General features: G+C 70.0%; 19 protein-coding genes and 1 tRNA gene. 6 read left to right on the top strand and 14 right to left on the bottom strand.

The window, feature by feature from the left end; all coding sequences use genetic code 11:
- Window positions 1–200: 200 nt before the first annotated feature.
- From QSJ40_RS02390 to QSJ40_RS02345, 10 genes are all read right to left on the bottom strand, one after another.
- A complete protein-coding gene (locus QSJ40_RS02390) occupies window positions 201–4082 on the bottom strand; it encodes a DNA-directed RNA polymerase subunit beta' (RefSeq protein WP_006213528.1) in 3882 nt (1293 codons plus the stop codon).
- 63 nt (window positions 4083–4145) lie between these two features.
- On the bottom strand, window positions 4146–7652 hold the full coding sequence (rpoB, locus tag QSJ40_RS02385) for a DNA-directed RNA polymerase subunit beta (RefSeq protein WP_024289921.1): 3507 nt from the start codon (window positions 7650–7652) through the stop codon (window positions 4146–4148).
- 403 nt (window positions 7653–8055) lie between these two features.
- The gene (rplL, locus tag QSJ40_RS02380) at window positions 8056–8442 is read right to left on the bottom strand and encodes a 50S ribosomal protein L7/L12 (RefSeq protein ID WP_006213531.1); all 387 of its coding nucleotides are present in this window, start codon (window positions 8440–8442) and stop codon (window positions 8056–8058) included.
- Window positions 8443–8529: 87 nt separating this feature from the next.
- Window positions 8530–9072: a 50S ribosomal protein L10 gene (gene rplJ / locus QSJ40_RS02375; RefSeq protein ID WP_058871821.1), complete on the bottom strand. Its 543-nt coding sequence runs from the start codon at window positions 9070–9072 to the stop codon at window positions 8530–8532.
- A gap of 283 nt (window positions 9073–9355) precedes the next feature.
- Window positions 9356–10507 carry a GNAT family N-acetyltransferase gene (locus QSJ40_RS02370; RefSeq protein ID WP_058871822.1) on the bottom strand — a complete coding sequence of 384 codons (1152 nt, stop codon included), beginning with the start codon at window positions 10505–10507 and terminating at the stop codon, window positions 9356–9358.
- A 194-nt stretch (window positions 10508–10701) separates the two neighbouring features.
- Window positions 10702–11409 carry a 50S ribosomal protein L1 gene (gene rplA, locus QSJ40_RS02365; protein ID WP_006213534.1) on the bottom strand — a complete coding sequence of 236 codons (708 nt, stop codon included), beginning with the start codon at window positions 11407–11409 and terminating at the stop codon, window positions 10702–10704.
- Window positions 11410–11505: 96 nt separating this feature from the next.
- Window positions 11506–11937, bottom strand: coding sequence for a 50S ribosomal protein L11 (rplK, locus tag QSJ40_RS02360; protein WP_006213535.1), 432 nt, complete (start codon window positions 11935–11937; stop codon window positions 11506–11508).
- Between the two features lie 251 nt (window positions 11938–12188).
- Window positions 12189–13040 carry a transcription termination/antitermination protein NusG gene (nusG, locus tag QSJ40_RS02355; protein ID WP_006213536.1) on the bottom strand — a complete coding sequence of 284 codons (852 nt, stop codon included), beginning with the start codon at window positions 13038–13040 and terminating at the stop codon, window positions 12189–12191.
- A 101-nt stretch (window positions 13041–13141) separates the two neighbouring features.
- On the bottom strand, window positions 13142–13405 hold the full coding sequence (gene secE / locus QSJ40_RS02350; RefSeq protein ID WP_006213537.1) for a preprotein translocase subunit SecE: 264 nt from the start codon (window positions 13403–13405) through the stop codon (window positions 13142–13144).
- 127 nt (window positions 13406–13532) lie between these two features.
- A tRNA-Trp gene (locus QSJ40_RS02345) sits at window positions 13533–13605 on the bottom strand.
- Window positions 13606–13883: 278 nt separating this feature from the next.
- On the opposite strand from QSJ40_RS02345, the gene QSJ40_RS02340 reads away from it, so the two are divergent.
- Together QSJ40_RS02340 and QSJ40_RS02335 are read left to right on the top strand one after the other, a co-directional pair.
- The gene (locus tag QSJ40_RS02340) at window positions 13884–15086 is read left to right on the top strand and encodes a pyridoxal phosphate-dependent aminotransferase (RefSeq protein WP_285728460.1); all 1203 of its coding nucleotides are present in this window, start codon (window positions 13884–13886) and stop codon (window positions 15084–15086) included.
- Window positions 15083–15463 carry a hypothetical protein gene (locus QSJ40_RS02335; protein WP_006213539.1) on the top strand — a complete coding sequence of 127 codons (381 nt, stop codon included), beginning with the start codon at window positions 15083–15085 and terminating at the stop codon, window positions 15461–15463. The genes QSJ40_RS02340 and QSJ40_RS02335 overlap by 4 nt, the downstream gene beginning before the upstream one ends.
- Window positions 15464–15553: 90 nt before the next feature.
- On the opposite strand, the gene ppk2 is transcribed toward QSJ40_RS02335, so the two are convergent.
- The gene (gene ppk2, locus QSJ40_RS02330) at window positions 15554–16459 is read right to left on the bottom strand and encodes a polyphosphate kinase 2 (RefSeq protein ID WP_006213540.1); all 906 of its coding nucleotides are present in this window, start codon (window positions 16457–16459) and stop codon (window positions 15554–15556) included.
- Between the two features lie 278 nt (window positions 16460–16737).
- On the opposite strand from ppk2, the gene QSJ40_RS02325 reads away from it, so the two are divergent.
- Complete coding sequence (locus QSJ40_RS02325) at window positions 16738–17769, top strand: 6-phosphofructokinase (protein ID WP_006213541.1); 1032 nt, start codon at window positions 16738–16740, stop codon at window positions 17767–17769.
- 158 nt (window positions 17770–17927) lie between these two features.
- Here the strand turns inward: QSJ40_RS02325 and ygfZ are convergent, their stop codons facing one another.
- The 3 genes from ygfZ to QSJ40_RS02310 form a co-directional block, all read right to left on the bottom strand.
- Complete coding sequence (gene ygfZ / locus QSJ40_RS02320; protein WP_006213542.1) at window positions 17928–19157, bottom strand: CAF17-like 4Fe-4S cluster assembly/insertion protein YgfZ; 1230 nt, start codon at window positions 19155–19157, stop codon at window positions 17928–17930.
- Window positions 19154–19750 (bottom strand): heme-binding beta-barrel domain-containing protein, encoded by a 597-nt coding sequence (locus QSJ40_RS02315; protein ID WP_006213543.1) that lies wholly within the window; start codon window positions 19748–19750, stop codon window positions 19154–19156. Before QSJ40_RS02315 ends, ygfZ begins: the two co-directional genes overlap by 4 nt.
- Before the next feature lie 118 nt (window positions 19751–19868).
- On the bottom strand, window positions 19869–20522 hold the full coding sequence (locus tag QSJ40_RS02310) for a hypothetical protein (protein WP_235444520.1): 654 nt from the start codon (window positions 20520–20522) through the stop codon (window positions 19869–19871).
- 175 nt (window positions 20523–20697) lie between these two features.
- Here QSJ40_RS02310 and QSJ40_RS02305 point away from each other — a divergent pair, with 175 nt between their 5' ends.
- The 3 genes from QSJ40_RS02305 to QSJ40_RS02295 all read left to right on the top strand — a co-directional run bounded on the left by QSJ40_RS02305 (window position 20698) and on the right by QSJ40_RS02295 (window position 23529).
- A complete protein-coding gene (locus tag QSJ40_RS02305) occupies window positions 20698–21390 on the top strand; it encodes a response regulator transcription factor (RefSeq protein ID WP_278856763.1) in 693 nt (230 codons plus the stop codon).
- A 53-nt stretch (window positions 21391–21443) separates the two neighbouring features.
- Entirely contained in the window at window positions 21444–22367 is a 924-nt protein-coding gene (gene mshD / locus QSJ40_RS02300) for a mycothiol synthase (RefSeq protein WP_285728459.1), read from the top strand.
- Window positions 22368–22545: 178 nt separating this feature from the next.
- Window positions 22546–23529 (top strand): NUDIX hydrolase, encoded by a 984-nt coding sequence (locus QSJ40_RS02295; protein WP_006213548.1) that lies wholly within the window; start codon window positions 22546–22548, stop codon window positions 23527–23529.
- Window positions 23530–23585: the final 56 nt, after the last annotated feature.

The raw sequence follows: 23585 nt of genomic DNA, 5'->3' as shown, positions 1-23585 counted from the left end.
CCTCGCTGTCGGCTTCGGCCCGCGCCCGGCGCCGGGGGCTCGACGCGGTCTCGGTGGACCGTGCGACGTCACGATCGGCAGAGACGGCGGAAGCCCCGCTCCTGCCAGTGCAGGAGCGGGGCTTCCGGTCTGGGACGCCGAGCGTCCGGGTCTGATCTCGGCGCGGCACCTCAGCTCAGCGCCGAGGTGCCGCCGACCGATCAGTTGGCGCCGAAGTCGTAATCCTCCAGCGGGATCGCCTGGAACTCGCCCAGCGACGAGTCGTCGGCGTACGAGAAGTCCGCGTACGCGCCGCTGTCCGTGAACAGGGCGGCCTTGGCCTCCTCGGTGGGCTCCACGCTCACATCGTTGTAGCGAGCCAGGCCGGTGCCGGCCGGGATCAGCTTGCCGATGATCACGTTCTCCTTCAGGCCCACCAGCGGATCCGACTTGGCCTCCATGGCGGCCTGCGTCAGCACTCGGGTCGTCTCCTGGAAGGAGGCGGCCGACAGCCACGAGTCCGTGGCCAGCGAGGCCTTGGTGATGCCCATCAGCTCCGGACGGCCTGCGGCCGGACGCTGCTGCGAGGTCACCGCCTTGCGGTTGGCCTCGCGGTAGCGGACGTCGTCCACGAGCTCGCCCGGCAGCAGGTCGGTGTCGCCGGACTCGATGACCGTGTTGCGACGCAGCATCTGCCGGACGATGACCTCCACGTGCTTGTCGTGGATGCCCACGCCCTGGGAGCGGTACACGCCCTGGACCTCGTCCACCAGGTGCTTCTGGGCCGCACGGCGACCGCGGATGCGCAGGACCTCCTTGGGGTCCACCGCACCGGCCACCAGCTGCTGGCCGACCTCGACGGACTCGCCGTCGGCCACGAGCAGCTTGGCGCGGCGCAGCACCGGGTACGCGAAGTCCTCGTCCCCGTTGTCCGGGGTGATGACGACGCGCACGCCCTTCTCCGTGTCCTCGATCGTGGCGCGACCGGCGACCTCCGAGATCGGCGCGACGCCCTTGGGCGTGCGGGCCTCGAAGAGCTCCTGGATTCGCGGCAGACCCTGCGTGATGTCGCCGTCCGAGGAGGCGACGCCGCCCGTGTGGAACGTGCGCATGGTCAGCTGCGTGCCGGGCTCGCCGATCGACTGAGCCGCGATGATGCCCACGGCCTCGCCGATGTCGACCAGCTTGTTGGTCGCCAGCGAGCGGCCGTAGCAGGCCGCGCACACGCCGACGGCGGAGTCGCAGGTCAGCACCGAGCGCACGCGGACCTCGTCCACGCCGGCGTCGAAGATCGCCTTGATGAGCCCGTCCGAGAGGTCCTGGCCCGCCTGGGCCACGATCTCGCCGTTCGCATCGGCCACGTCCACGGCCAGCACGCGGCCGTGGATGGTGTTCTCCACCTCGGCATCCAGCACGCGCTGACCCGTCTCCGAGGTCTCGGAGACCGGCAGCGTCAGGCCGCGATCCGTGCCGCAGTCGCCCTCGCGGACGATGACGTCCTGGGAGACGTCGACGAGACGACGGGTCAGGTAGCCCGAGTTCGCCGTGCGCAGCGCGGTGTCGGCCAGGCCCTTGCGGGCGCCGTGGGTCGCGATGAAGTACTCCAGCACCGTCAGGCCCTCGCGGTACGAGGACTTGATCGGACGGGGCATGATCTCGCCCTTGGGGTTGGCCACCAGGCCGCGGATGCCCGCGATCTGACGGACCTGCATCCAGTTGCCTCGTGCACCCGAGGAGACCATCCGGTTGATGTTGTTCAGCCGGCCGAGGTTCTCGCGCATGGCCGCAGCGACCTCGTCGGTCGCCTTGGTCCAGATGTCGATCTGCTCGGTGCGGCGCTCGTCGTCGTCGATCAGACCGGTCTCGTACTGGGTCTGGATCTTGGCGGCCTGCGCCTCGTAGCCCTCCATGATCTGGGGCTTGGACGGAGGCGTGGCGATATCCGAGATCGCCACCGTGATGCCCGACCAGGCGGCCCAGTAGAAGCCGGCGTCCTTGAAGTTGTCGAGGGTCTGCGCCACGACGCCCATCGAGTTCTCCTCGGCGAGGTCGTTGACCAGGCGCGAGAGGCTCTTCTTGTCCGCGACGCCCTCGAACCACGGGTGCCCGGCGGGCAGCTGCTGGTTGAAGATGACGCGGCCCAGGGTGGTCTCGACCGTGGCGGTGTCGCCCTCGGTCCAGCCCTCCGGAGCCTCCCAGCCCTCACCGGGGACGAAGTCCTCGATGCGGACCTTGATCGGCGCGTTGAGGTGCAGCTTGCGGGCGTCGAAGGCCATGACGGCCTCGGCCACCGACGAGTAGCTCTCCCCGGCCCCGACCTCGTCCTCGCGGACGGTGGTCAGGTGGTACAGGCCGATGATCATGTCCTGCGAGGGCAGGGCGATCGGCTTGCCGTCCGACGGCTTGAGGATGTTGTTCGACGACAGCATCAGCACGCGCGCCTCGGCCTGGGCCTCCGGCGACAGCGGCAGGTGCACGGCCATCTGGTCGCCGTCGAAGTCCGCGTTGAACGCCGAGCACACGAGCGGGTGCAGCTGGATGGCCTTGCCCTCGACGAGCTGCGGCTCGAAGGCCTGGATGCCCAGGCGGTGCAGGGTGGGGGCGCGGTTGAGCAGCACCGGGTGCTCGGTGATGACCTCTTCCAGGACGTCCCACACCTGCGGGCGGAAGCGCTCGACCATCCGCTTGGCCGACTTGATGTTCTGCGCGTGGTTCAGATCGACCAGGCGCTTCATCACGAACGGCTTGAACAGCTCGAGCGCCATCTGCTTGGGCAGACCGCACTGGTGCATGCGCAGCTGCGGGCCGACCACGATGACCGAGCGGCCCGAGTAGTCCACGCGCTTGCCGAGCAGGTTCTGGCGGAAGCGGCCCTGCTTGCCCTTGAGCATGTCCGACAGCGACTTGAGCGCGCGGTTGCCCGGGCCCGTGACGGGACGGCCGCGACGGCCGTTGTCGAACAGGGAGTCCACAGCCTCCTGGAGCATGCGCTTCTCGTTGTTCACGATGATCTCGGGGGCGCCGAGATCGAGCAGGCGCTTCAGGCGGTTATTGCGGTTGATCACGCGTCGGTACAGATCGTTGAGATCCGAGGTCGCGAAGCGGCCGCCGTCGAGCTGGACCATGGGACGCAGCTCCGGCGGGATGACCGGGACGGCGTCCAGGACCATGCCCAGCGGCGAGTTGTCCGTGGACAGGAACGCGTTGACGACCTTGAGGCGCTTCAGGGCGCGCGACTTGCGCTGGCCCTTGCCCGTGGCGATGGTCTCGCGCAGGGCCTCGGCCTCAGCAGCCAGGTCGAAGGTCTCGAGGCGCTTCTTGATCGCCTCGGCGCCCATGGAGCCCTCGAAGTACATGCCGAAGCGGTCCTGCAACTGGCGGTACAGCGCCTCGTCGCCCTCGAGGTCGTTGACCTTGAGGTTCTTGAAGCGCTCCCACACGCGGTCGATCGAGTCGATCTCGCGGTCGGCGCGCTTGCGCACGTTGGCCATCTGGCGGTCGGCGGCATCGCGCAGCTTGCGCTTCTCGGCGGCCTTGCCACCCTCCTTCTCCACCTCGGCCAGATCGCTCTCGAGGTCCCCGGCGATGGCGACGACGTCGGCATCGCGCTGGTCCTCGAGGGCCTTCTTCTCGCGGTCGATCGAGGCCTGGAGGTTCGGGAGGTCCTCGTGGCGGGCCTCCTCATCGACCTTCGTGACCATGTAGGCCGCGAAGTAGATGACCTTCTCCAGGTCCTTGGGCGCCAGGTCCAGCAGGTAGCCCAGACGAGAGGGCACGCCCTTGAAGTACCAGATGTGGGTCACCGGAGCGGCGAGCTCCAGGTGCCCCATGCGCTCGCGGCGCACCTTGGCACGGGTCACCTCGACGCCGCAGCGCTCGCAGATGATGCCCTTGTAGCGCACGCGCTTGTACTTGCCGCAGGCGCACTCCCAATCGCGGGTGGGGCCGAAGATCCTCTCGCAGAAGAGCCCGTCCTTCTCCGGCTTGAGCGTGCGGTAGTTGATGGTCTCGGGCTTCTTGACCTCGCCGTACGACCAGGAGCGGATCTGGTCGGCCGTGGCGAGGCCGATGCGCATGAGGTTGAGCGAAGAATCGTTGGACATGAGGATCCTTGATCCCTTTCTAAGCAGTCTTCAAAAAGAGTGGGCGGTCGACGTCGGAGGTGATCAGACCTCTTCGACCGAGCTCGGCTCGGAGTGGGACAGGTCGATGCCCAGCTCTTCAGCGGCGCGGAAGACTTCGTCATCCGCATCGCGCATCTCGACGGTCTGGCCGTCGGCCGAGAGGACCTCGACGTTCAGGCACAGGGACTTCATCTCCTTGATGAGGACCTTGAACGACTCGGGAACGCCCGGCTCCGGGATGTTCTCGCCCTTGACGATCGCCTCGTAGACCTTCACGCGGCCGTGCACGTCATCCGACTTCACGGTCAGGATCTCCTGCAGCGTGTAGGCGGCGCCGTAGGCCTCCAGCGCCCAGACCTCCATCTCGCCGAAGCGCTGGCCGCCGAACTGGGCCTTACCGCCCAGGGGCTGCTGCGTGATCATCGAGTACGGACCGGTCGAGCGGGCGTGGATCTTGTCGTCCACCAGGTGGTGCAGCTTCAGGATGTACTGGTAGCCGACCGAGATCGGATCCGGGAACGGCTCGCCGGAGCGGCCGTCGAACAGCTGCGCCTTGCCCGTGTGGTTGATCAGGCGATCTCCGTCGCGGGTCACGTTGGAGTGATCCAGCAGGTCGAAGATCTCGTCCTCGCGGGCACCGTCGAACACCGGGGTCGCCACGTTGGTGGGGCCGGTCTCCTTGGGGAAGTTCGTGAGGTGATCCAGCCACTGCGGGTCGCCCTCGACCTTCCAGCCCTGCTTGGCCAGCCAGCCGGTGTGGACCTCGAGCACCTGGCCGAGGTTCATGCGCCCGGGCACGCCCAGCGGGTTCAGGATGACGTCGACGGGGGTGCCGTCCGCCAGGAACGGCATGTCCTCCAGGGGCAGGATCTTGGAGATGACGCCCTTGTTGCCGTGGCGTCCGGCGAGCTTGTCGCCGTCCGTGATCTTGCGCTTCTGCGCGACGTAGACGCGCACGACCTGGTTGACGCCGGCGGGGAGATCGTCCGAATCCTCGTCGCGGTCGAAGACGCGCACGCCGATGACCGTTCCCGACTCGCCGTGGGGCACCTTCAGGGAGGTGTCGCGGACCTCGCGGGACTTCTCGCCGAAGATCGCGCGCAGCAGGCGCTCCTCCGGGGTCAGCTCGGTCTCGCCCTTGGGCGTGACCTTGCCGACCAGGATGTCGCCGGCCTGGACCTCGGCGCCGATGTGGATGACGCCCCGCTCGTCCAGAGCCGAGAGCACCTCCTCCGACACGTTGGGGATGTCGCGCGTGATCTCCTCGGCACCGAGCTTGGTGTCGCGGGCATCGATCTCGTGCTCCTCGATGTGGATCGAGGTCAGGACGTCGTCCGAGACCATGCGCTGGGACAGGATGATGGCGTCCTCGTAGTTGAGGCCCTCCCAGGACATGTAGGCCACGAGCAGGTTCTTGCCCAGGGCCAGCTCGCCGTGATCGGTCGACGGGCCGTCGGCCAGCACGGTGCGCGGCTCGACGCGATCTCCCTCGGAGACCACGACGCGCTGGTTGTACGTGTTGCCCGGGTTGGAGCGCACGAACTTGCCGATCGTGTACTCCTTCTCGGTGCCGTCGTCGTTGGCCACGATCACGTGATCGGCGGCCACCTCGGTGACCACGCCGGCCTTGACGGCCAGCACGGAGTCGCCGGCATCCATGGCGGCGTAGCGCTCCATGCCGGTGCCCACGAGCGGGGCCTCCGACACGAGCAGCGGCACGGCCTGGCGCTGCATGTTGGCGCCCATGAGCGCGCGGTTGGCGTCGTCGTGCTCGAGGTACGGGATCAGGGCGGTCGCCACCGACACCATCTGGCGCGGGGAGACGTCCATGAACTCGACGTCCGCGGGCTCGACCAGCACGGCCTCGCCGGAGCCGTCGGCGGCACGGGCCAGCACGGCGTCCTCGGCGAAGCGCATGTCGTCCGTCAGCGGGGCGTTGGCCTGGGCGATCGTGGCGCCGCGCTCGTCATCGGCCGTCAGGTAGACGACCTCGTCGGTGACGACGCCGTCGCGGACCTTGCGGTATGGGGTCTCGATGAAGCCGAACGGGTTGATGCGGGCGTAGGTGGCCAGCGAGCCGATCAGGCCGATGTTCGAGCCCTCAGGGGTCTCGATCGGGCACATGCGGCCGTAGTGCGACGGGTGGACGTCGCGGACTTCCATGCCGGCGCGGTCGCGGGACAGGCCGCCGGGGCCCAGAGCGGACAGCCGACGCTTGTGGGTCAGGCCCGCGAGCGGGTTGTTCTGATCCATGAACTGCGACAGCTGGGAGGTGCCGAAGAACTCCTTGATCGCCGCCACCACGGGGCGGATGTTGATCAGGGTCTGCGGGGTGATCGCCTCGACGTCCTGGGTGGTCATGCGCTCGCGCACGACGCGCTCCATGCGGGACAGACCGGTGCGGATCTGGTTCTCGATCAGCTCGCCCACCGCGCGGATGCGGCGGTTGCCGAAGTGGTCGATGTCATCGACGTCGATGCGGATCTCGCGGGTCTCGCCGTCGCGCACGCCCTCGATGGAGTCTCCCCCTGCGTGCAGCGTGACGAGGTAGCGGATCATGGCGACGATGTCCTCGACCGAGAGCACGGAGGCATCCGGGTCGGTGAAGGGCTTGTCGATCCCGAGCTTCCGGTTGATCTTGTACCGGCCGACCTTGGCGAGGTCGTAGCGCTTGGGGTTGAAGTACATGTTGTCCAGCAGCTGCTGGGCGGCCTCGACCGTGGGCGGCTCGCCCGGACGCAGCTTGCGGTAGATGTCCAGCAGCGCATCGTCGCGGGTCTCGGTCGCGTCCTTCTCGAGGGTGGCGCGGATCGAGTCGAACTCGCCGAACTCCTCGAGGATCTTGGACTCGGACCAGCCCAGAGCCTTGAGCAGCACCGTGACGGACTGCTTGCGCTTGCGGTCCAGGCGCACGCCGACCTGATCGCGCTTGTCGATCTCGAGCTCGAACCAGGCGCCGCGCGAGGGGATGATGCGCGCCGAGTAGATGTCCTTGTCCGAGGTGCGGTCCTGGCCGCGCTCGAAGTAGGCGCCGGGCGAGCGGACCAGCTGCGAGACGACGACGCGCTCGGTGCCGTTGATCACGAACGTGCCCTTGTCGGTCATGAGCGGGAAGTCGCCCATGAAGACCGTCTGCTGCTTGATCTCGCCGGTGGTGTTGTTCATGAACTCGGCCTTGACGTACAGCGGGGCCGAGTAGGTGGCGTCACGGTCCTTGCACTCATCGACCGTGTACTTGGGGTCGTAGAACTCCGGCTCCGTGAAGGACAGGGACATGGTGCCCTGGAAGTCCTCGATCGGGGAGATCTCCTCGAAGATGTCCGAGAGGCCAGAGGTGGTGGCGACGCCGGTCTCGCCGGCCTCCAGGGCCAGGCGCAGGCGCTCCTGCCACTTCTCGTTGCCGATGAGGCGATCGAAGCTCTCGGTCTGGAGGGCCAGGAGGTTGGGGACCTCCAGGGGCTCGTGGATCTTGGCGAAGGAGACGCGGCGGGGCACGCTGCCTCCTGCCTGGGATGCGGTGACGGACGAATCGGTGCTCGAGGCGACCAAAGTGAGATTCCTTCCACAGATCTGCAGGTGAATCGCGCGGTTCCCGTCCGGAGGACTCGGAGACGGCCGGAACGCGGCGCTGCGGGCGAGGGGACTGTTCGCACGGGGCGCAGGGTGCCGTGCGAGGATCGATCCGACGCGGGTCGCAGAGCCGGCGGCTCGGGTCCGAGGGGCGCCCACCGCTATATGAAGGCACGCAGAACTCAGGGACGACGCAAAGAAACAGGTTACGTCAAGTCCAGAGCCGTTGTCTACCCCTTGTCGAACGTCCATCGGCCTCGGTCGACGGCGGCGCAGCGGCGACCCGTGAGACGACGAGCGCCCCGCCCGGCCGGAGCCGTGCGGGGCGCTGATCCGACCGCGAGGCGGTCTGGAGCGAGGTGCGGGCTCAGGCCCGCACGGATCACTTGAGGGTGACGGTGGCGCCGGCGCCCTCGAGCTGCTCCTTGGCCTTCTCGGCGTCCTCCTTGGAAGCGCCCTCGAGGACGGGCTTGGGAGCGCCGTCGACGAGCTCCTTGGCCTCCTTCAGGCCGAGGGAGGTCAGGGCGCGCACCTCCTTGATGACGCCGATCTTCTTGTCGCCGGCAGCCTCGAGGATGACGTCGAACTCGGTCTGCTCCTCCTCGGCGGCGGCGGCGTCGCCACCGGCAGCCGGGGCGGCGGCCACGGCGGCCGGGGCCGCAGCGGTGACGTCGAAGGTCTCCTCGAAAGCCTTGACGAACTCGGAGAGCTCGATGAGGGAGAGCTCCTTGAAGGCCTCGATCAGTTCATCGGTGGTCAGCTTGGCCATGATGTGGCTCCTTCTGGTGTCTGTTCCCGTCGGCCGCATGGGGCGCGGCGCGACGGAGGATGGTTCTGGTACGTGGTGAGTCGACGCTCAGGCGTCGGCAGCGGTGTCCGAGCCGGTCTCCTCGACCTTGGCGCGCAGCGCCTCGGCCGTGCGGACCGTCTTGGACAGCGGCGCCTGGAACAGCGCTGCGGCCTGGGACAGCGAAGCCTGTGCGGCTCCGGCGACCTTGGCCAGCAGGACCTCGCGGGACTCGAGGTCCGCGAGCTTCTTGATGCCGGCCTCATCGAGGGCGGCACCGTCCATGTAGCCGCCCTTGACGACGAGCGCGGGGTTCTCCTTGGCGAAGTCGCGCAGGCCCTTGGCGACGGCGACCGCATCGCCGGAGACGAACGCAATCGCGGTGGGGCCCTGGAGCTGTCCCTCGAATGCGTCGATCCCGGCCTCGCGGGCGGCGATGCCGGCCAGCGTGTTCTTCACCACGGCGTACTCGGCGTTCTCGCCGAGCGAGCGGCGCAGCTGCGAGATCTGCGCCACCGAGAGCCCGCGGTATTCGGTCAGCACAGCTGCAGTGGACGACTCGAAGCGTCCCTTCAGCTCGGCCACCGCGGCGTACTTCTCAGAGTTCGCCATGGCACTCCTTCCTGGTGTGCCGGGCGCCTGCCGTTCGTGCCCCAGACGAGAAAAGCGCCCCGGCAGGAGCCGAGGCGCATCAGGACGCTGACCGCCAGAGGCGGATCAGAGGTCTTGCACGTTCAGGACACCTGCGCTGGACGCCCCGAGGGGCTCTTACGGCGATCCGCTCCGTCCGCTTCGAGGTGAAGCAGGCACGACGGATCCGCGACCGGCGGTCTTTGGATGCCACGAGAGTACCCGCTCGCGCAGCCAGCGGCAACTCCACCGCGGAAGCCTCGCCTCAGGCCTCCCCGATCGCCCGCTCCCAGACCGCGGAGCGGCCCACCACGACGGAGCCCAGTCGGCGGTTCACCAAGTTCATGCGGGTGTTGCCGCTGTGCGTCCACACGTAGATCGACTCGACGCCCGGGGTCTCCCGCGCGATCTGACGGAGGTTCTCGAGCTTGAGCCGCAGTCCCAGCCGCCGACCGCGATGCTCCCGCAGCACGACGGTCTCGTCCTGCAGCCCGGCCCCGCGATGGGGACGGGGCACGACGACCTCGGTCATCCCCACGAGCTCGCCGGAGGGGATGTGCTCCATGACGGCCATCAGGGACCGATCGCCGCCGGAGCTGCGCAGCGCCTCGGTGCGCCGGACCCGCTCGGCGTCCCACGGCTCCGGGTCCCACACCTCCGGGGCGGCGAAGGCGTCCGACGGGATCCGCGAATGCAGGCGGGCGAGCGACTCGAGCCACTGCTCCGGCGCCTCGTCCTTCCACACGTGGGTCCGGTAGTCCTCCGCGCCCTCGCTGGCCAGCACATCCTGGCCGAGCCTGCGCATCTCCTCCGGATCCAGGGGGACGGACAGCCGGCTCACGTCCGAGACGGTGCGCAGGGTGTACCCCGCGCGCTGGGCGAAGCGTGTCTGACGATTGGACAGCGGCAGCCGCCCCGAGCCGTCCGAGGCGGTGATCCAGTCCTCGGGGCTGACCTGGGCCATGGTCCCGGTGGGGGATCCGATGCGGCCATCGCCCTGCAGGTCCCCGGGCCCGGGGTGCTCCGACTGGAGCGTGACGCGGCGCCGAGCCTCCGCACCGGAGAGCTGCTCCGCGGCCGCCAGCAGCTCCAGGCCCACTCCCCTGTCCTCGCACTCCGGATCGACCGTCACGAGCACCACGGCGGAGCGGGTGTGCACGACGAGCGGCAGCCGGATCTCGGCGCGCCCCACGAGCCGGTCCTCCAGGAAGGCGCCCAGCAGGACCACGCGCTCCCACGGATCATGGAGGTCGTGGAAGATGTCCTCGGCCTCGTTCGACAGCTGCCCGGTGCCCCAGATCGCCTCTCGCGAGCGGCGCACCAGATCGGCCACCTCGCCCAGGGTGCGCTCGGCGGCCTCGTCGAAGACCTCCGGCGTGCGGATCTGGCGGATCTGGACGGCTTCGCTCGGGAGCACATCGGGCCTTTCGACGGTGAGCGCGCCCGGCTGCGCACGTGCGGCAGGGGCCGCACGGAGGGCTTCGCTCGTCAACGGAAGAGGGGCCCAGTCGCTGTCGACTGGACCCCTCAGGATCATGCATCCCTCCCGCGGCGGTCAATCACCGGGGAAAAGAGCGGTCATCTGCTCATCGGCAGATGATCGTGCGGGGCTCAGGCCTCGGACTCGACGGAGGTGGCGTTCGGATCCACCGGGATGCCGGGGCCCCAGGTGGAGGCGACGGTCATCTTGGAGACGTAGCGGCCCTTGGACGAGGCCGGCTTGAGGCGCAGGACCTCCTCCAGAGCGGCGGCGAAGTTCTCCGCCAGCGCCTTCTGGTCGAACGAGGTCTTGCCCACGATGAAGTGCAGGTTCGAGTGCTTGTCGACGCGGAAGTCGATCTTGCCGCCCTTGATGTCGCCGACGGCCTTGGCGACATCCATGGTGACGGTGCCGGTCTTGGGGTTCGGCATCAGGTTGCGGGGGCCCAGGACCTTGCCCAGGCGGCCGACCTTGCCCATCATGTCCGGCGTGGCCACGGCGGCGTCGAAGTCGACCCAGCCGCCCTGGACCTTGGCGATCAGGTCGTCGGCGCCCACGAAGTCGGCGCCTGCGGCCTCAGCGGCCGCGGCCTTGTCGCCCTGGGCGAAGACGACCACGCGAGCGGTCTTGCCCGTGCCGTTCGGCAGGTTGACGGTGCCGCGCACCATCTGGTCGGCCTTGCGGGGATCCACGCCGAGCCGCATGGCGACCTCGACGGTCGAATCGGCCTTGGAGCCGTCGAGCTCCTTGACGAGTGCGATCGCCTCGGCCGGGGTGTAGAGACGGTCGCCGTCGATCTTCTCGGCGGCGGCCCGGTACGCCTTGCTGCGCTTTGCCATCTGCTTGTTCTCCTTGTGCAGTCGTGGTCATGCGGACCGCGCTCGGCCCTGCCACGGGATTACGTGTGCTGTGTCGTGCTGCGGCTGGAAGCCGGATCAGACGACGTCGATGCCCATCGAGCGTGCGGTGCCCGCGATCGCCTTGGCGCCGGCCTCGACGTCGTTGGCGTTCATGTCCGCGGCCTTGGTCTGGGCGATCTCGCGCGCCTGGTCCCAGGTGATCGAGCCGACCTTGTCCGTGTGCGGGACGCCGGAGCCCTTCTGGATGCCGGCTGCCTTCTTGATCAGCTGCGCGGCAGGCGGGGTCTTGGTGACGAAGGTGAACGAGCGATCCTCGTAGACCGTGATCTCGACCGGGATGATGTTGCCGCGCTGGGATTCCGTGGCCGCGTTGTAGGCCTTGCAGAACTCCATGATGTTGACGCCCTGCGCACCGAGCGCGGGGCCGACGGGCGGTGCCGGGTTGGCGGCGCCGGCCTGGATCTGCAGCTTGATCAGACCCGAGACCTTCTTCTTCTTGGGAGCCATGGTGTGGTCCTCCTGACGTGATGTACCGCCGCACAGGAGCGTACGACGGCGGTGTGGCCGCCGTGGCGCGGCGGCCGGACGGCGCCCGCCGCGCGAAAGCGCGTCCCGCGGCGGTGCCGAAGCATGTGGGGCAGGCCCTGGGCCTGCAGTCGGCATCCGAGTCGGGCCCCCGGAGGAGCAGCCGGCGTCAGGACGACGATCGACCAGTCTGCCAGATCCGCGCGCGCGGGCCCCGGCGGACCGGTCGGGGATCAGATCTTGGAGACCTGGTCGAACGAGATGGTGACCGGCGTCTCGCGCTCGAAGATCGACACGAGGACGACCAGCTGCTGGGACTCCACCTTGATCTCGGAGATGGTCGCCGGGAGGGTCGCGAACGCGCCCTCCTTGACGATCACGGACTCGCCGACCTCGAAGTCGACGGTCACGGCCGGAGCCGAGGCGGTCGCACCGGCGGAGCCGCCCGAGGACGGGGCCTGGCCCTCTGCCGCGGCGGGGGCCTCGAACACCGGGTTGAGCATGTCGACGACCTCGTCGATGCGCAGCGGGTTGGGGTTGTAGGCGTCCTGCCCGACGAACCCGGTCACACCCGGGGTGTGGCGCACGGCGCCCCAGGAGGCGTCGGTGAGGTTCATGCGCACCAGGACGTAGCCGGGGATCCGGACGCGGCGCACGGTCTTGCGCTGCGCGTTCTTGATCTCCACGACTTCCTCCATGGGGACCTCGATCTGGAAGATGTCCTCCTCCATGTTCAAGGACTGGATGCGGGTCTCCAGGTTGGTCTTCACGCGGTTCTCGTAGCCGGCGTAGGTGTGGATGACGAACCAGTCGCCCTCCTGCCGACGCAGCTTGGCCGCGAACTCCTTGCGGGGATCCTCGGCGGGCGCCTCCTCCACGGGGGCCTGGGCGGGCTCCTCCGACTCGGCGCCCTCGGCGATCGCCAGGTCGGCGTCCTGCACGGACTCCTGCTCGACGGGGGCCTCGACGGCCTCTGCCGAGACGCTCGCCGGCGCAGCCGTCTCAGCCTGCTCGGCGGCGTCCTGCGCGGGAGTCGTGTCCTCCGGCGCCAGGTCGACGTCGTTCTCAGCTTCGTGCTGGGTCACTGGGAGTCCCTGCTTTCCTCTGCTCTGGGGTGGCCGCGAGGCCGTGCTCGCGAAGCGGTCGTGCTCTGCGCCGGTGTCTGCTCCCGGCGGGCGTGCGTCGTTCAGGAGGCGATCGCGCCGTCGCCGAAGACCAGCATGGCCAGCTGGCCGAAGCCGAAGTCCAGCAGCGAGATCAGGCCCATCATGAAGGCCACGAAGACGAGGACGACGAGCGTGTACTGCACGAGCTCGCGACGCGTGGGGGTGTGGACCTTGCGCAGCTCGGCGATGACCTGGCGCAGGAACAGGAGGAGTCCGCCGAACATCCCGTTCGACTTCTGCTCCGGCTCACCGCCCGGCTGATCAGCGGCTGTGCTCTGCGACATCGGTTCTCCTCAAGAGGGCCTCGCGCTTGGTCCGCACCATCGGGTGATGGTCTGCGCTGTTCGCATCCGCCCTCCCGCGAGCGCTCGGCGACGCCATGCTGCTCACGGGAGGAGGACGCGGGCTGCGCAGGGCAGACAGGACTCGAACCTGCAACCTGCGGTTTTGGAGACCGCTGCGCTACCAATTGCGCCACTGCCCTTCAGGCCTGTGGGGCGGATGCCCCGCACGCCGGTCCTCGAGCCTACCACTGCCGCGGTGCGCCCCGTGCGGGGCGCCCGTGCGAGCGGCGGGCTCGGTTGGACACCAGCGGGCGATTCTAGTCCAGACAACGCCGCTCGGCAAGGCCCGACGGCGCCTCATCGCCCGGGGATCGCCCCCGGTGCAGTGGCAGCGCCCCAGTAGCATGGGAGGGGGCCGCGGCCGCGACGAGCGGCGGACGGCTCTCCCAGGCTCACCCAGATGGAGGAACCGCAGGTCATGTCCGAACGCATCTCCCGCCGCATCGCGGCGATCGCCCCGTCGGCCACACTGGCAGTCGACGCTCAGGCCAAGGCCCTCAAGGCCGAGGGGCATCCGATCATCGGCTTCGGCGCCGGCGAGCCCGACTTCCCGACCCCCGCGCACATCGTCGAGGCCGCTGCCGAGGCCCTGCAGGACCCGTCGAACTTCCGCTACTCCCCCGGCCCCGGCCTGCCCGATCTGCGCCGCGCGATCGCGGACACGACCGCCGAGCGCAGCGGCTGGCAGGTGGACCCCTCGCAGGTCGTGGTGACCAACGGCGGCAAGCAGGCCGTCTACGAGGCCTTCGCCGCGGTGCTGGACGAGGGCGACGAGGTCCTGCTGCCCGCCCCGTACTGGACCACGTACCCGGAGGCCATCCGCCTGGCCGGCGGCGTGCCCGTCGAGGTCTTCGCCGGTGCCGAGCACGGCTACAAGGTGACCCCCGAGATGCTCGAGGAGAAGCTCACCGCTCGCACCAAGGCGATCCTGCACTGCTCGCCGTCGAACCCGACCGGCGCGGTGTTCTCCCCGGAGGAGACCAGGGCGCTGGGCGCCTGGGCCGCCAAGAAGGGGATCTTCGTGATCGCCGATGAGATCTACCAGCAGCTCACCTACGATGGCACCCCGTTCACCTCGATCGCCGGGGCCTGCCCGGAGCTCGGCGAGAACGTCATCGTGCTCAACGGCGTGGCCAAGACCTACGCCATGACCGGCTGGCGCGTGGGCTGGCTGATCGGCCCCGCGGACGTCGTGAAGGCCGTGAGCACGCTGCAGTCGCACCTGACCTCGAACGTCAACAACATCGCCCAGCGCGCGGCGGTCGCCGCGCTGACCGGGCCGCAGGACGATGTCACCGCCATGGGCGAGGCCTTCGACCGCCGTCGGCGGCTGGCCGTGGAGATGCTCTCGGCGATCGACGGCGTCACCGTCCCCGAGCCCCAGGGCGCGTTCTACGTCTATCCGGACGTCAGCGCGCTGCTGGGCCGCGACTTCGAGGGCAGCACCCCGCAGACCTCGGCCGAGCTGGCCGGGCTGATCCTCGAGAAGGCGCAGGTGGCGGTCGTTCCGGGCGAGGCCTTCGGCCCGTCGGGCTACTTCCGGCTCTCCTACGCCCTGGGCGACGACGACCTGCGCGAGGGCCTGACCCGGCTGCAGGACTTCCTGGGCGGTGCCCGATGAGCGCGGGCACGTCCGAGCCCACCGGTGCCCAGCGCGCCGGTGAGGCCGCAGCGCGGGCCGTCGGGGTCTTCGAGCAGATCCCGACCGCGGCCTGGACCACGGTCGGGCTGATCGGCGGCTACGGGATCGCCCGGGCGACCGGGGTGCGCTGGCTCGGCGGCGCGGCGCTGCTCGGCGCAGGGGCGGCTGCGGCCCACACCTGGTGGCACCGCGGCGGGCCCGCTCAGACCAGTGCGCTCAGCGCGGTCTACCTCCTGGGCTTCGGGCTCTCCCATCCGCTGGCCAGGAAGCTCGGCGCCTGGCCCTCCGTGCTCACGGTCACCGCCGTGTCCGCCGCAGCCAGCTGGGCCCTGGTGGACAGCCGCCTTCAGGACTGAGCCCCGCAGACGTCAGGGCCCGCAGGTGGAGCACCTTCCGGTGCTCCACCTGCGGGCCCTGACTGCGTCCCAGGCGCTCTGCCGGGCGGATCAGTCGTCGACGGCGTCGCGGCCGCGGCGCACGATCTGCGGATCGGGCGGGTAGACGACCGACTCGTCCTTGTCCTCGTAGTCGAACTGGTTCAGGAAGTAGCGCATGGCGTTGAGGCGCGCTCGCTTCTTGTCATTCGACTTGATCGTGATCCAGGGAGCGTGATCCGTGTCCGTGCGGCGGAACGTCTCCTCCTTGGCCAGCGTGTAGTCGTCCCAGCGATCGAGCGAGGCGAGATCGTTCGGCGAGAGCTTCCAGCGCCGGACGGGATCGATCTGGCGGATCGCGAACCGGGTGCGCTGCTCGTGCTGGGTGACCGAGAACCAGAACTTGGTCAGGTGGATCCCGGCGTCCACGAGCATCTTCTCGAAGACCGGGGCCTGCTTCATGAAGACCTCGTACTCCTCATCGGTGCAGTAGCCCATGACCCGCTCGACATTGCCCCGGTTGTACCAGGATCGGTCGAACATCACGATCTCGCCGTTCGTGGGGAAGTGCTCGATGTAGCGCTGGAAGTACCACTGCCCCTTCTCCCGCTCGGTGGGGGTGCTCAGAGCGACGGTGCGCGCGGCACGGGGGTTCAGGTGCTCGGTGAAGCGCTTGATCGTGCCGCCCTTGCCGGCGGCGTCGCGGCCCTCGAACAGGATGATGTGCTTGAGGTCGTTGTCCTGGCCCCAGTACTGGAACTTCAGCAGCTCGATCTGCAGGCGGTACTTCTCGAGCTCGTAGTCCTCGCGCGACATCCGCTCGTCGTACGGGTACCCGCCTTCGCGCCAGGTCTCCACGGCGGATCCGCCCGGATCGATCAGATCGGGGTCGGCGGTATGGCCGTCGGTGACGGTGTAGCCCTGCTCGACGAGCTTGTCGATGAACTCGCGGAGGTTCTCCTGCGGCGCTTCTGCCATTGCGGCTCCCAAGGGCTGGGACCGCGGCCCCGAAGGGCTGCGATCGTTGCGGCGGCCCCGAGGCGCTGCCAGCCGCCGGGGCCTGTGGCTGACTGACCGTCCATTCTAGTCGGGTGCAGGTGAACGGCTCCTGAACTGCCGCGAATTGCCGCGGGCCGACACCCACGCCCAGCCCCGCACCTAGACTGGGAGCAGAATCCATCGGCTGCAGGCGGGTCCGCTTCCGCGACCCCTCGCCTGCGGGCGTGGCCCGTCCCCGAGCAGGAGGAGCGACACCCATGAAGATCGGTCTGCTGACCAGCGGCGGCGACTGCCCCGGGCTCAACGCCGTCATCCGCGCGGCGGTGCTGCACGGCATCAAGAGCTACGACCACGAGTTCGTCGGCTTCCGCGACGGATGGCGCGGCCTGGTCGAGGGAGACATCATCGATCTTCCCCGCACCAAGGTGCGCGGCCTGGCGCGCCAGGGCGGCACGATCCTGGGCACCTCGCGCACCAACCCGTACGACCATCCCCAGGGCGGTCCGGAGAACATCTCGATCATGCTCGAGAGGCACGGGATCGACGCCGTCGTGGCCATCGGCGGCGAGGGAACCTTGGCCGGCGCCCGTCGGCTGGCGCTGGACGGGCTTCCCGTCGTCGGCGTGCCCAAGACCATCGACAACGACCTGATGGGCACCGACTACACGTTCGGCTTCGACACCGCGGTCTCCATCGCGACCGATTCCATGGACCGCCTGCGCACCACCGGCGAGTCGCATCACCGCTGCATGGTCGCCGAGGTCATGGGCCGTCATGTCGGCTGGATCGCCCTGCACTCCGGCATGGCCGCCGGTGCGCACGCGGTGCTGATCCCCGAGCAGCGCACGAGCATGGACGAGGTCTGCCGCTGGGTCACCGAGGTCCACGAGCGCGGACGCTCCCCGCTGGTCGTGGTGGCCGAGGGCTTCATCCCGGAGGGCTTCGACGACGTCACCGCCGTGCACGGCACCGAGGCCGACGGCCGTCCTCGCCTGGGCGGGATCGGCGAGTACATCACTCAGCAGATCGAGGAACGCACGGGCATCGAGACCCGCAACACCATCCTGGGCCACATCCAGCGCGGCGGCGCCCCCACGGGCTACGACCGCGTGCTGGCCACGCGCTTCGGCATGAGCGTGGTCGATCTGATCCAGCAGAAGAAGTGGGGCTACATGGTGGCCCTGCGCGGCACGGACATGGTCCCGGTGAGCTTCGACGAGGCTCTCACCGGCCTGAAGACCGTCCCGCAGGATCGCTGGGACGAAGCCCGGGTCCTCTTCGGGCGCTGAGCGCTCCCCGACCCGCAAAGACCGGGGCCCCGCGATCGTCGTGATCGCGGGGCCCCGGTCTGCGCCTGCGCGGTCCTGGCGTCTGCGCCCGTCCGTGCCGCGCGCCGCATCGATCGGGCGCGCTGCCTGCCCGCGCGCCTCCAGCGGCCCCGGTGCGCTCAGCCGCGAGGGCGGCGCAGGAAGCCGGATTCGCGCTGGACCACCTGACCGGCATCCGGCGGCACCACGACGGTCTGGGCGGCGGCCCACTGCTCGGACTGCGGGGCCTCTGCCTGCTCGCCCTCGGTCTGCTCCGGGGCCTCGAGGACCTCGCGCACCCGCAGCTCGGCCTGGGTGTCCACCGAGCGCTTGACGACCGCCAGCGCGATGGGCCCGGCCTCGTGGTGCAGCTGAACGGAGGTCACCCGGCCGACCGTGCGCTGCCCGGCGATCACCTCGGCTCCGGCGGAGGGCAGGGTGTGCTCAGAGCCATCGAGGTCCAGGAAGACCAGGCGCCGCGGAGGATGGCCCAGGTTGTGGACCCGCGCGACCGTCTCCTGGCCCTTGTAGCAGCCCTTGGCCAGATGGACCGCCGTGCGCAGCCAGTCGAGCTCGTGCGGCACGGTGCGGTCATCGGTGTCCGGGCCCAGGCGGGGCCGCCACGCCTCGATGCGCAGGGCCTCCCCCGCCCACGAGCCGGCCAGGCTCAGCCCGTCGGCCTGGGGGCCGGTCACGGCCTGCACGAGGCGCTCGCGCGGCACGAGGATCTCGTGCCAGCGCCGCTGCTCGCCCGGATGATCCTGCTGCTCGCCGTAGGCCCATCCGCCCTCGGCGACCCCGGGCCACGGATCCGTCCAGACCAGCTCGCAGCGCCCCTCGGCCGGCTCGGCCGCCAGCAGGCGCAGGTGCTCCGGCACCTCCGCGGCGCCGAGCACGGCCACCTCCTGAGTGCGGTCCTCGATCTCGACCCGCAGCGCGAAGCGCATGGACTCGAGCCACTGGCGCAGCGGCTCGGTCTCCTGCGGCTCCGTGATCAGCCAGGCGGTGCGCCCGTCCTCGATCACATGGGGTGCGAACTCCACGCGTCCCTGCACGGACAGGAACAGCGTCTCCGAGGACTGCCCCGGCCCCAGCCCGGTGAGGATCTGGGAGCTCAGGGTGCTCAGCCAGGACAACCGATCGGGTCCGCTGACGCAGACGACACCCTTGTGCGACAGGTCCACGATCGCGCTGCCGCGGGCCAGCGCCCGCTGCTCCCTGACCGGGTCGCCGTAGTGGGCGGCCGTCCCGGCATCCTGGCCGGTGGCCTCGACGGCTCCGTCGACGACGTCCAGAAGCGCGGATCGCCGCACCTGGGCCTGGGGCTCGGATGCGGCGATGGAGGCGGGGTCATGCGAAGTGTCAGTCATATCCTCTTCAGCTCAGCCGAGGCGTGCGTGCTCAGCGATCGGCCTTCGGCCGCCATGTCCCAGGCCCAGAAGAGGTCTCCGTTGACCAGGCCGAACATGCGGGTCGAGGCGGTGTGCTCCTTGGCTCCCTCGGCGCGGACGACGGCGTCCGTGCCCATCTGGATGCGGGGACCGTCGATCTCTCCGACGTAGAGCTCGCTCACGCCGCCGGGGCGGCTGAACGTGGCCACGAGGGGGAATCCGCCTCCGGGCAGGCGCAGGGCCTCGACCTGATCGGCGGTGGTGATCTCCGGCTCCGGCGCCCCGGGCATCAGGCCGGGTCCGGAGTCGCCGCTGCGCTGCGGGCGCGCCAGCTGCCAGAAGCCGTGCTCGACCGTGATCAGGCGCTCCGGCTTGCCGTCCTGGTCCACCAGGTGGGACTCGGCGCGGTACTCCAGGAAGGGCAGGCCGCTGTGCGCGAACTGGACGTGCTGGCGGAAGGGGCGCTGCTCGGACTCGCCGTAGCCGGCGAAGCCGTCGCCCTGCCACTCGCCCAGCAGCCAGGCGAAGGGGACGAGCTCAGCAGGGAGATCGGTGGGGATCTCGACAGGCACGGCTTACATCTGCCCCTTGTAGAGGTTCTTGACGACGACCACGCTGATGAGGCCGATCGTCACGACCGCGAGGGCGAGCAGGACCAGGAAGAAGATCTCGATAGCAAGGAGCATGGGCTCAAAATACCATGAGCGCCACGATGCGGGCCGCGAAGAGGGCGGTCGGGCCCAGCAGAGCGACCGGCAGGACGCTCAGCGCCAGCAGGCCGCGCTTGGGTCCGCGCTCGGGCGCCGAGAGCAGCAGGCGCAGGCCCACTACGCCGATGATCAGTCCCGTGAGCACCCCGGGGACCACGACCATGGCGACGGGGGTGTCGCCCAGATCGTGCAGGTGCCGCGACAGGGCGATCCAGCCCGAGGAGGAGACGGCGGCGAGCACCCCGGCGGTCGAGGAGATCGTGGACTCCAGGCGGTGCTCGGCGCCCTCGCCGCGCACGAGCTCGGCCACGAAGATCGCGATCAGTGCGACCGCCACGATGGCCGGGATCCAGGTCAGGCGATCGCCTGCCGGCAGAGCAGAGACCGCGGCGGCCAGGGCGCCGCTGAGCAGGATGATGATGCTGTGCCGGTACCGGGCGCGGATGCCCACCGCCGAGGCCCATCCCAGGCCGAGCACCAGGCTCATGGCGGCGGCCAGCAGGTAGGGCGCGATGCCTCCCGCCACGGCCGCGGCCAGCGCGAGACCCAGCACGAGGGTCGCGCACACGCCGATCGTGGCCACCTTCATGCCCGGTCGGGGCGCGGTTCTCGCCTCTGTCCTGAGCGCTGTCATGGAAGACCACGATAGTTGCCCGGAGCCGACAGGCCGACCGTGACGCCGCGTGGAGCCGCCGGGACGGCCCACGACTCGCCCCGCGTAAGCTGGTCGGGCGCCGGCGCCGCCATCGACCACACTGTCTCGGCGTCCGCCCCGGAAGGCATTGCACGACGATGGAAGTGGAGCCTGGATGACCCGGATCATCATGCTGGCCGATCCCGGCCAGGCGCCGTCTGCGGTGCTCCCCGCCCTGGATCTGCTCCCCCACCCCGTCTCGACCCTGGATCGCGACGCCGTCGGCGGGTCCGTGCCGGAGCTGCAGCAGGCGGACCTGCTGCTGATCGACGGCCGCTCGGGACTGGTCGCGGCGCGCAACCTGGCCCAGCTGCTGCGCGGGATCGCCCCGGACAAGGCCGTGATCATGGTGCTGACCGAGGGCGGGCTGGCCGCCGTGGCCGCCACCTGGCTCGTGGACGACATCGTCCTGGCAGGCGCCGGACCCGCCGAGCTCGATGCCCGCATCCGCCTGGCCTCGGCGCGCAGCCAGGCCGACGAATCGGCGGGCGGCGAGCTGATCACGGCTGGCTCGATCATGATCGACGAGGCCGCCTACTCTGCTCACGTGGCCGGCGAGAGCCTGAATCTCACGTTCAAGGAGTTCGAGCTGCTGAAGTTCCTCGCCCACAACGAGGGCCGGGTCTTCACCCGCAGCCAGCTGCTCTCCGAGGTGTGGGGCTACGACTACTTCGGCGGCACGCGCACCGTCGACGTCCATATCCGGCGCCTGCGGGCGAAGCTGGGGCCGGATCACGAGAAGATGGTCACGACCGTGCGCAACGTCGGGTACAGCCTGACCGCCCGACGCGCTCCCGAGGGACGCTGAGACCACCGCCCGACGAGCACCGCACGAGACCCGAGGCAACCCAGGAGGTTCCGATGGACCGCAGCACGCACCCCATCCAGCGTCTGAGCCCCGAGGAGGCCGATCTGGAGGCCGTCCTGGCCCTGGCCCGGGCCGCCGAGGACGACGACGGCGACCCCCCGCTGTCCGATCAGACCCTGGTCGACCTCCGCACGGAGCCCGAGCGCGCGGACCTGGCGGAGGCCTCGGCGGACGGCCGGGCGCTGGCGGCCGCCGTGCTCGTGCGCTCCCGCGCCCAGGGCGCACCGGCGCTGCTCGAGGGCGTCGTGGACTCCCAGGAGCGTGGCCGGGGGCTGGGGCGCCGCCTCATCGAGACGATCCTCGAGGGCCATCACGGCCCGGTTGACGCCTGGTCCCACGGCGACCACCCCGCCGCCCGGCATCTGGCGCAGACGCTGGGCTTCGAGCCGGTGCGCGAGCTGCACCGGCTGCTGCGCACCGATGCGCGCCCGGAGCGGCTTCCGGAGGTCAAGCTGCCAGACGGCGTGGTCATCCGCTCGTTCGAGCCCGGCCGGGACGAGCAGGAGCTGCTGCGGGTCAACGCCGCGGCCTTCGCCGACCACCCCGAGCAGGGCCAGATGAGCCTCGAGGACCTGCGCCAGCGACAGGCGGAGTCCTGGTTCGACCCCGCAGGGCTGCTGCTGGCCGTCGAGCAGGACGATCCTGATCGCGTGCTCGGCTTCCACTGGACCAAGCGGCACCCGGGCTCCGGCCAGGAGCCGGCCCGCGGCGAGGTCTACGTGGTGGGCATCGCCCCCGATCAGCAGGGGCGTCGCCTGGGCCGGGCGCTGACCGTCGCGGGGATGCGGCATCTGGCCGAGCAGGGGCTCGACGAGATCCTGCTCTACGTCGATGCCGAGAACACGGCCGCCTTCCGGCTCTACGAGTCCCTGGGCTTCGAGCGCTGGCACGTGGATGTGATGTTCTCGCGGCGCTGAGAGCGCCGGCCCTGATCAGCGGTGCGCGCCGCGATCGGGTCCTGAGTCGCGGCCGCGGGCCGGTTAGCATGACTGCGCGCCGCCGTCGGAGCCAGAGCGTCAGGGCCTCCGGCCGGAGGCCCTGACGGACGCGCCGCACGGCGATCGCATCCCACCACGAGAGGACCCGAAAGCCGATATGGCCAAGAACCCGGACCGGCTGGCGTACCGCATGACGGAGCCGTCGCCCGATACCGATCCCTCGGTGCGCGCCGCCGGCTGCCTGTGCTGGCGCTCCGACGGCAGATCAGGCCTGGAGCTGCTGATCATCCACCGGCCCCGCTACGACGACTGGTCCTGGCCCAAGGGCAAGCAGGAGGACCAGGAGACGCTGCCCGAGACGGCGCACCGCGAGGTGCTCGAGGAGGTCGGGCTCGACGTCAGGCTGGGCGTCCCGCTGCCCGCGATCCGCTACAGGGCCAAGAGCGCGGAGAAGCACGTCCACTACTGGAGCGCCGAGATCGGCCCCCAGGATCGCCCGGAGGCCGACGGCCACGAGGTCGACCGGCTGGAGTGGGTCTCCCCCGAGCGAGCCCGCGAGCTGCTGAGCAACCGGAGCGACCTGGAGCCGCTGGAGCGGCTCGTCGAGCTGCACGCCGCCGGCGATCTCTCGGTGCGGCCCGTGATCATCGTGCGCCACGCGAAGGCCAAGCCGCGCTCGTCGTGGTCGCGCCCGGAGGGCGATCGTCCCCTGGCCGCCACGGGCAAGCGCCAGGCCATGGCGGTCACGCGCCTGCTCGAGGTCTGGTCCCCGAAGCGCGTGGTCAGCTCGCCGTGGCTGCGCTGCCTGTCCACCGTGACTCCGTACGCGCGCGCGGCCGGGCTCAAGCTCAAGGAGAAGCCGCAGCTCACCGAGGCCGCTCACAAGCGGCGTCCGGCGAAGGCAGGGGCCGTGGTGGAGTCACTGTTCGACAAGGAGCCCTCGGCGGCGCTGTGCACCCACCGGCCCGTGCTGCCCACCGTCCTGCGCGTGCTGCGCGGCCGGCTCGATCCGCAGCTGCGCTCGATCCTGCCGGAGGAGGATCCCTACCTGGCCCCCGGCGAGATGATCGTGCTGCAGGTCTCGCGCAAGCACCGCCGCCGCGTGGTGACGGTCGAGATCGTCAAGCCGTTCGACGACTGACCCGAAGGCCGCACCCTCTTCCGTCCGGGGCGGCCGGCCCCGCCGCCTCGCCGCAT

This window comes from Kocuria sp. NBRC 114282 (assembly GCF_030268385.1).
In the GTDB taxonomy this organism is placed as follows: domain Bacteria; phylum Actinomycetota; class Actinomycetes; order Actinomycetales; family Micrococcaceae; genus Kocuria; species Kocuria palustris.
This window is presented reverse-complemented; position numbering and strand designations above follow the sequence as displayed.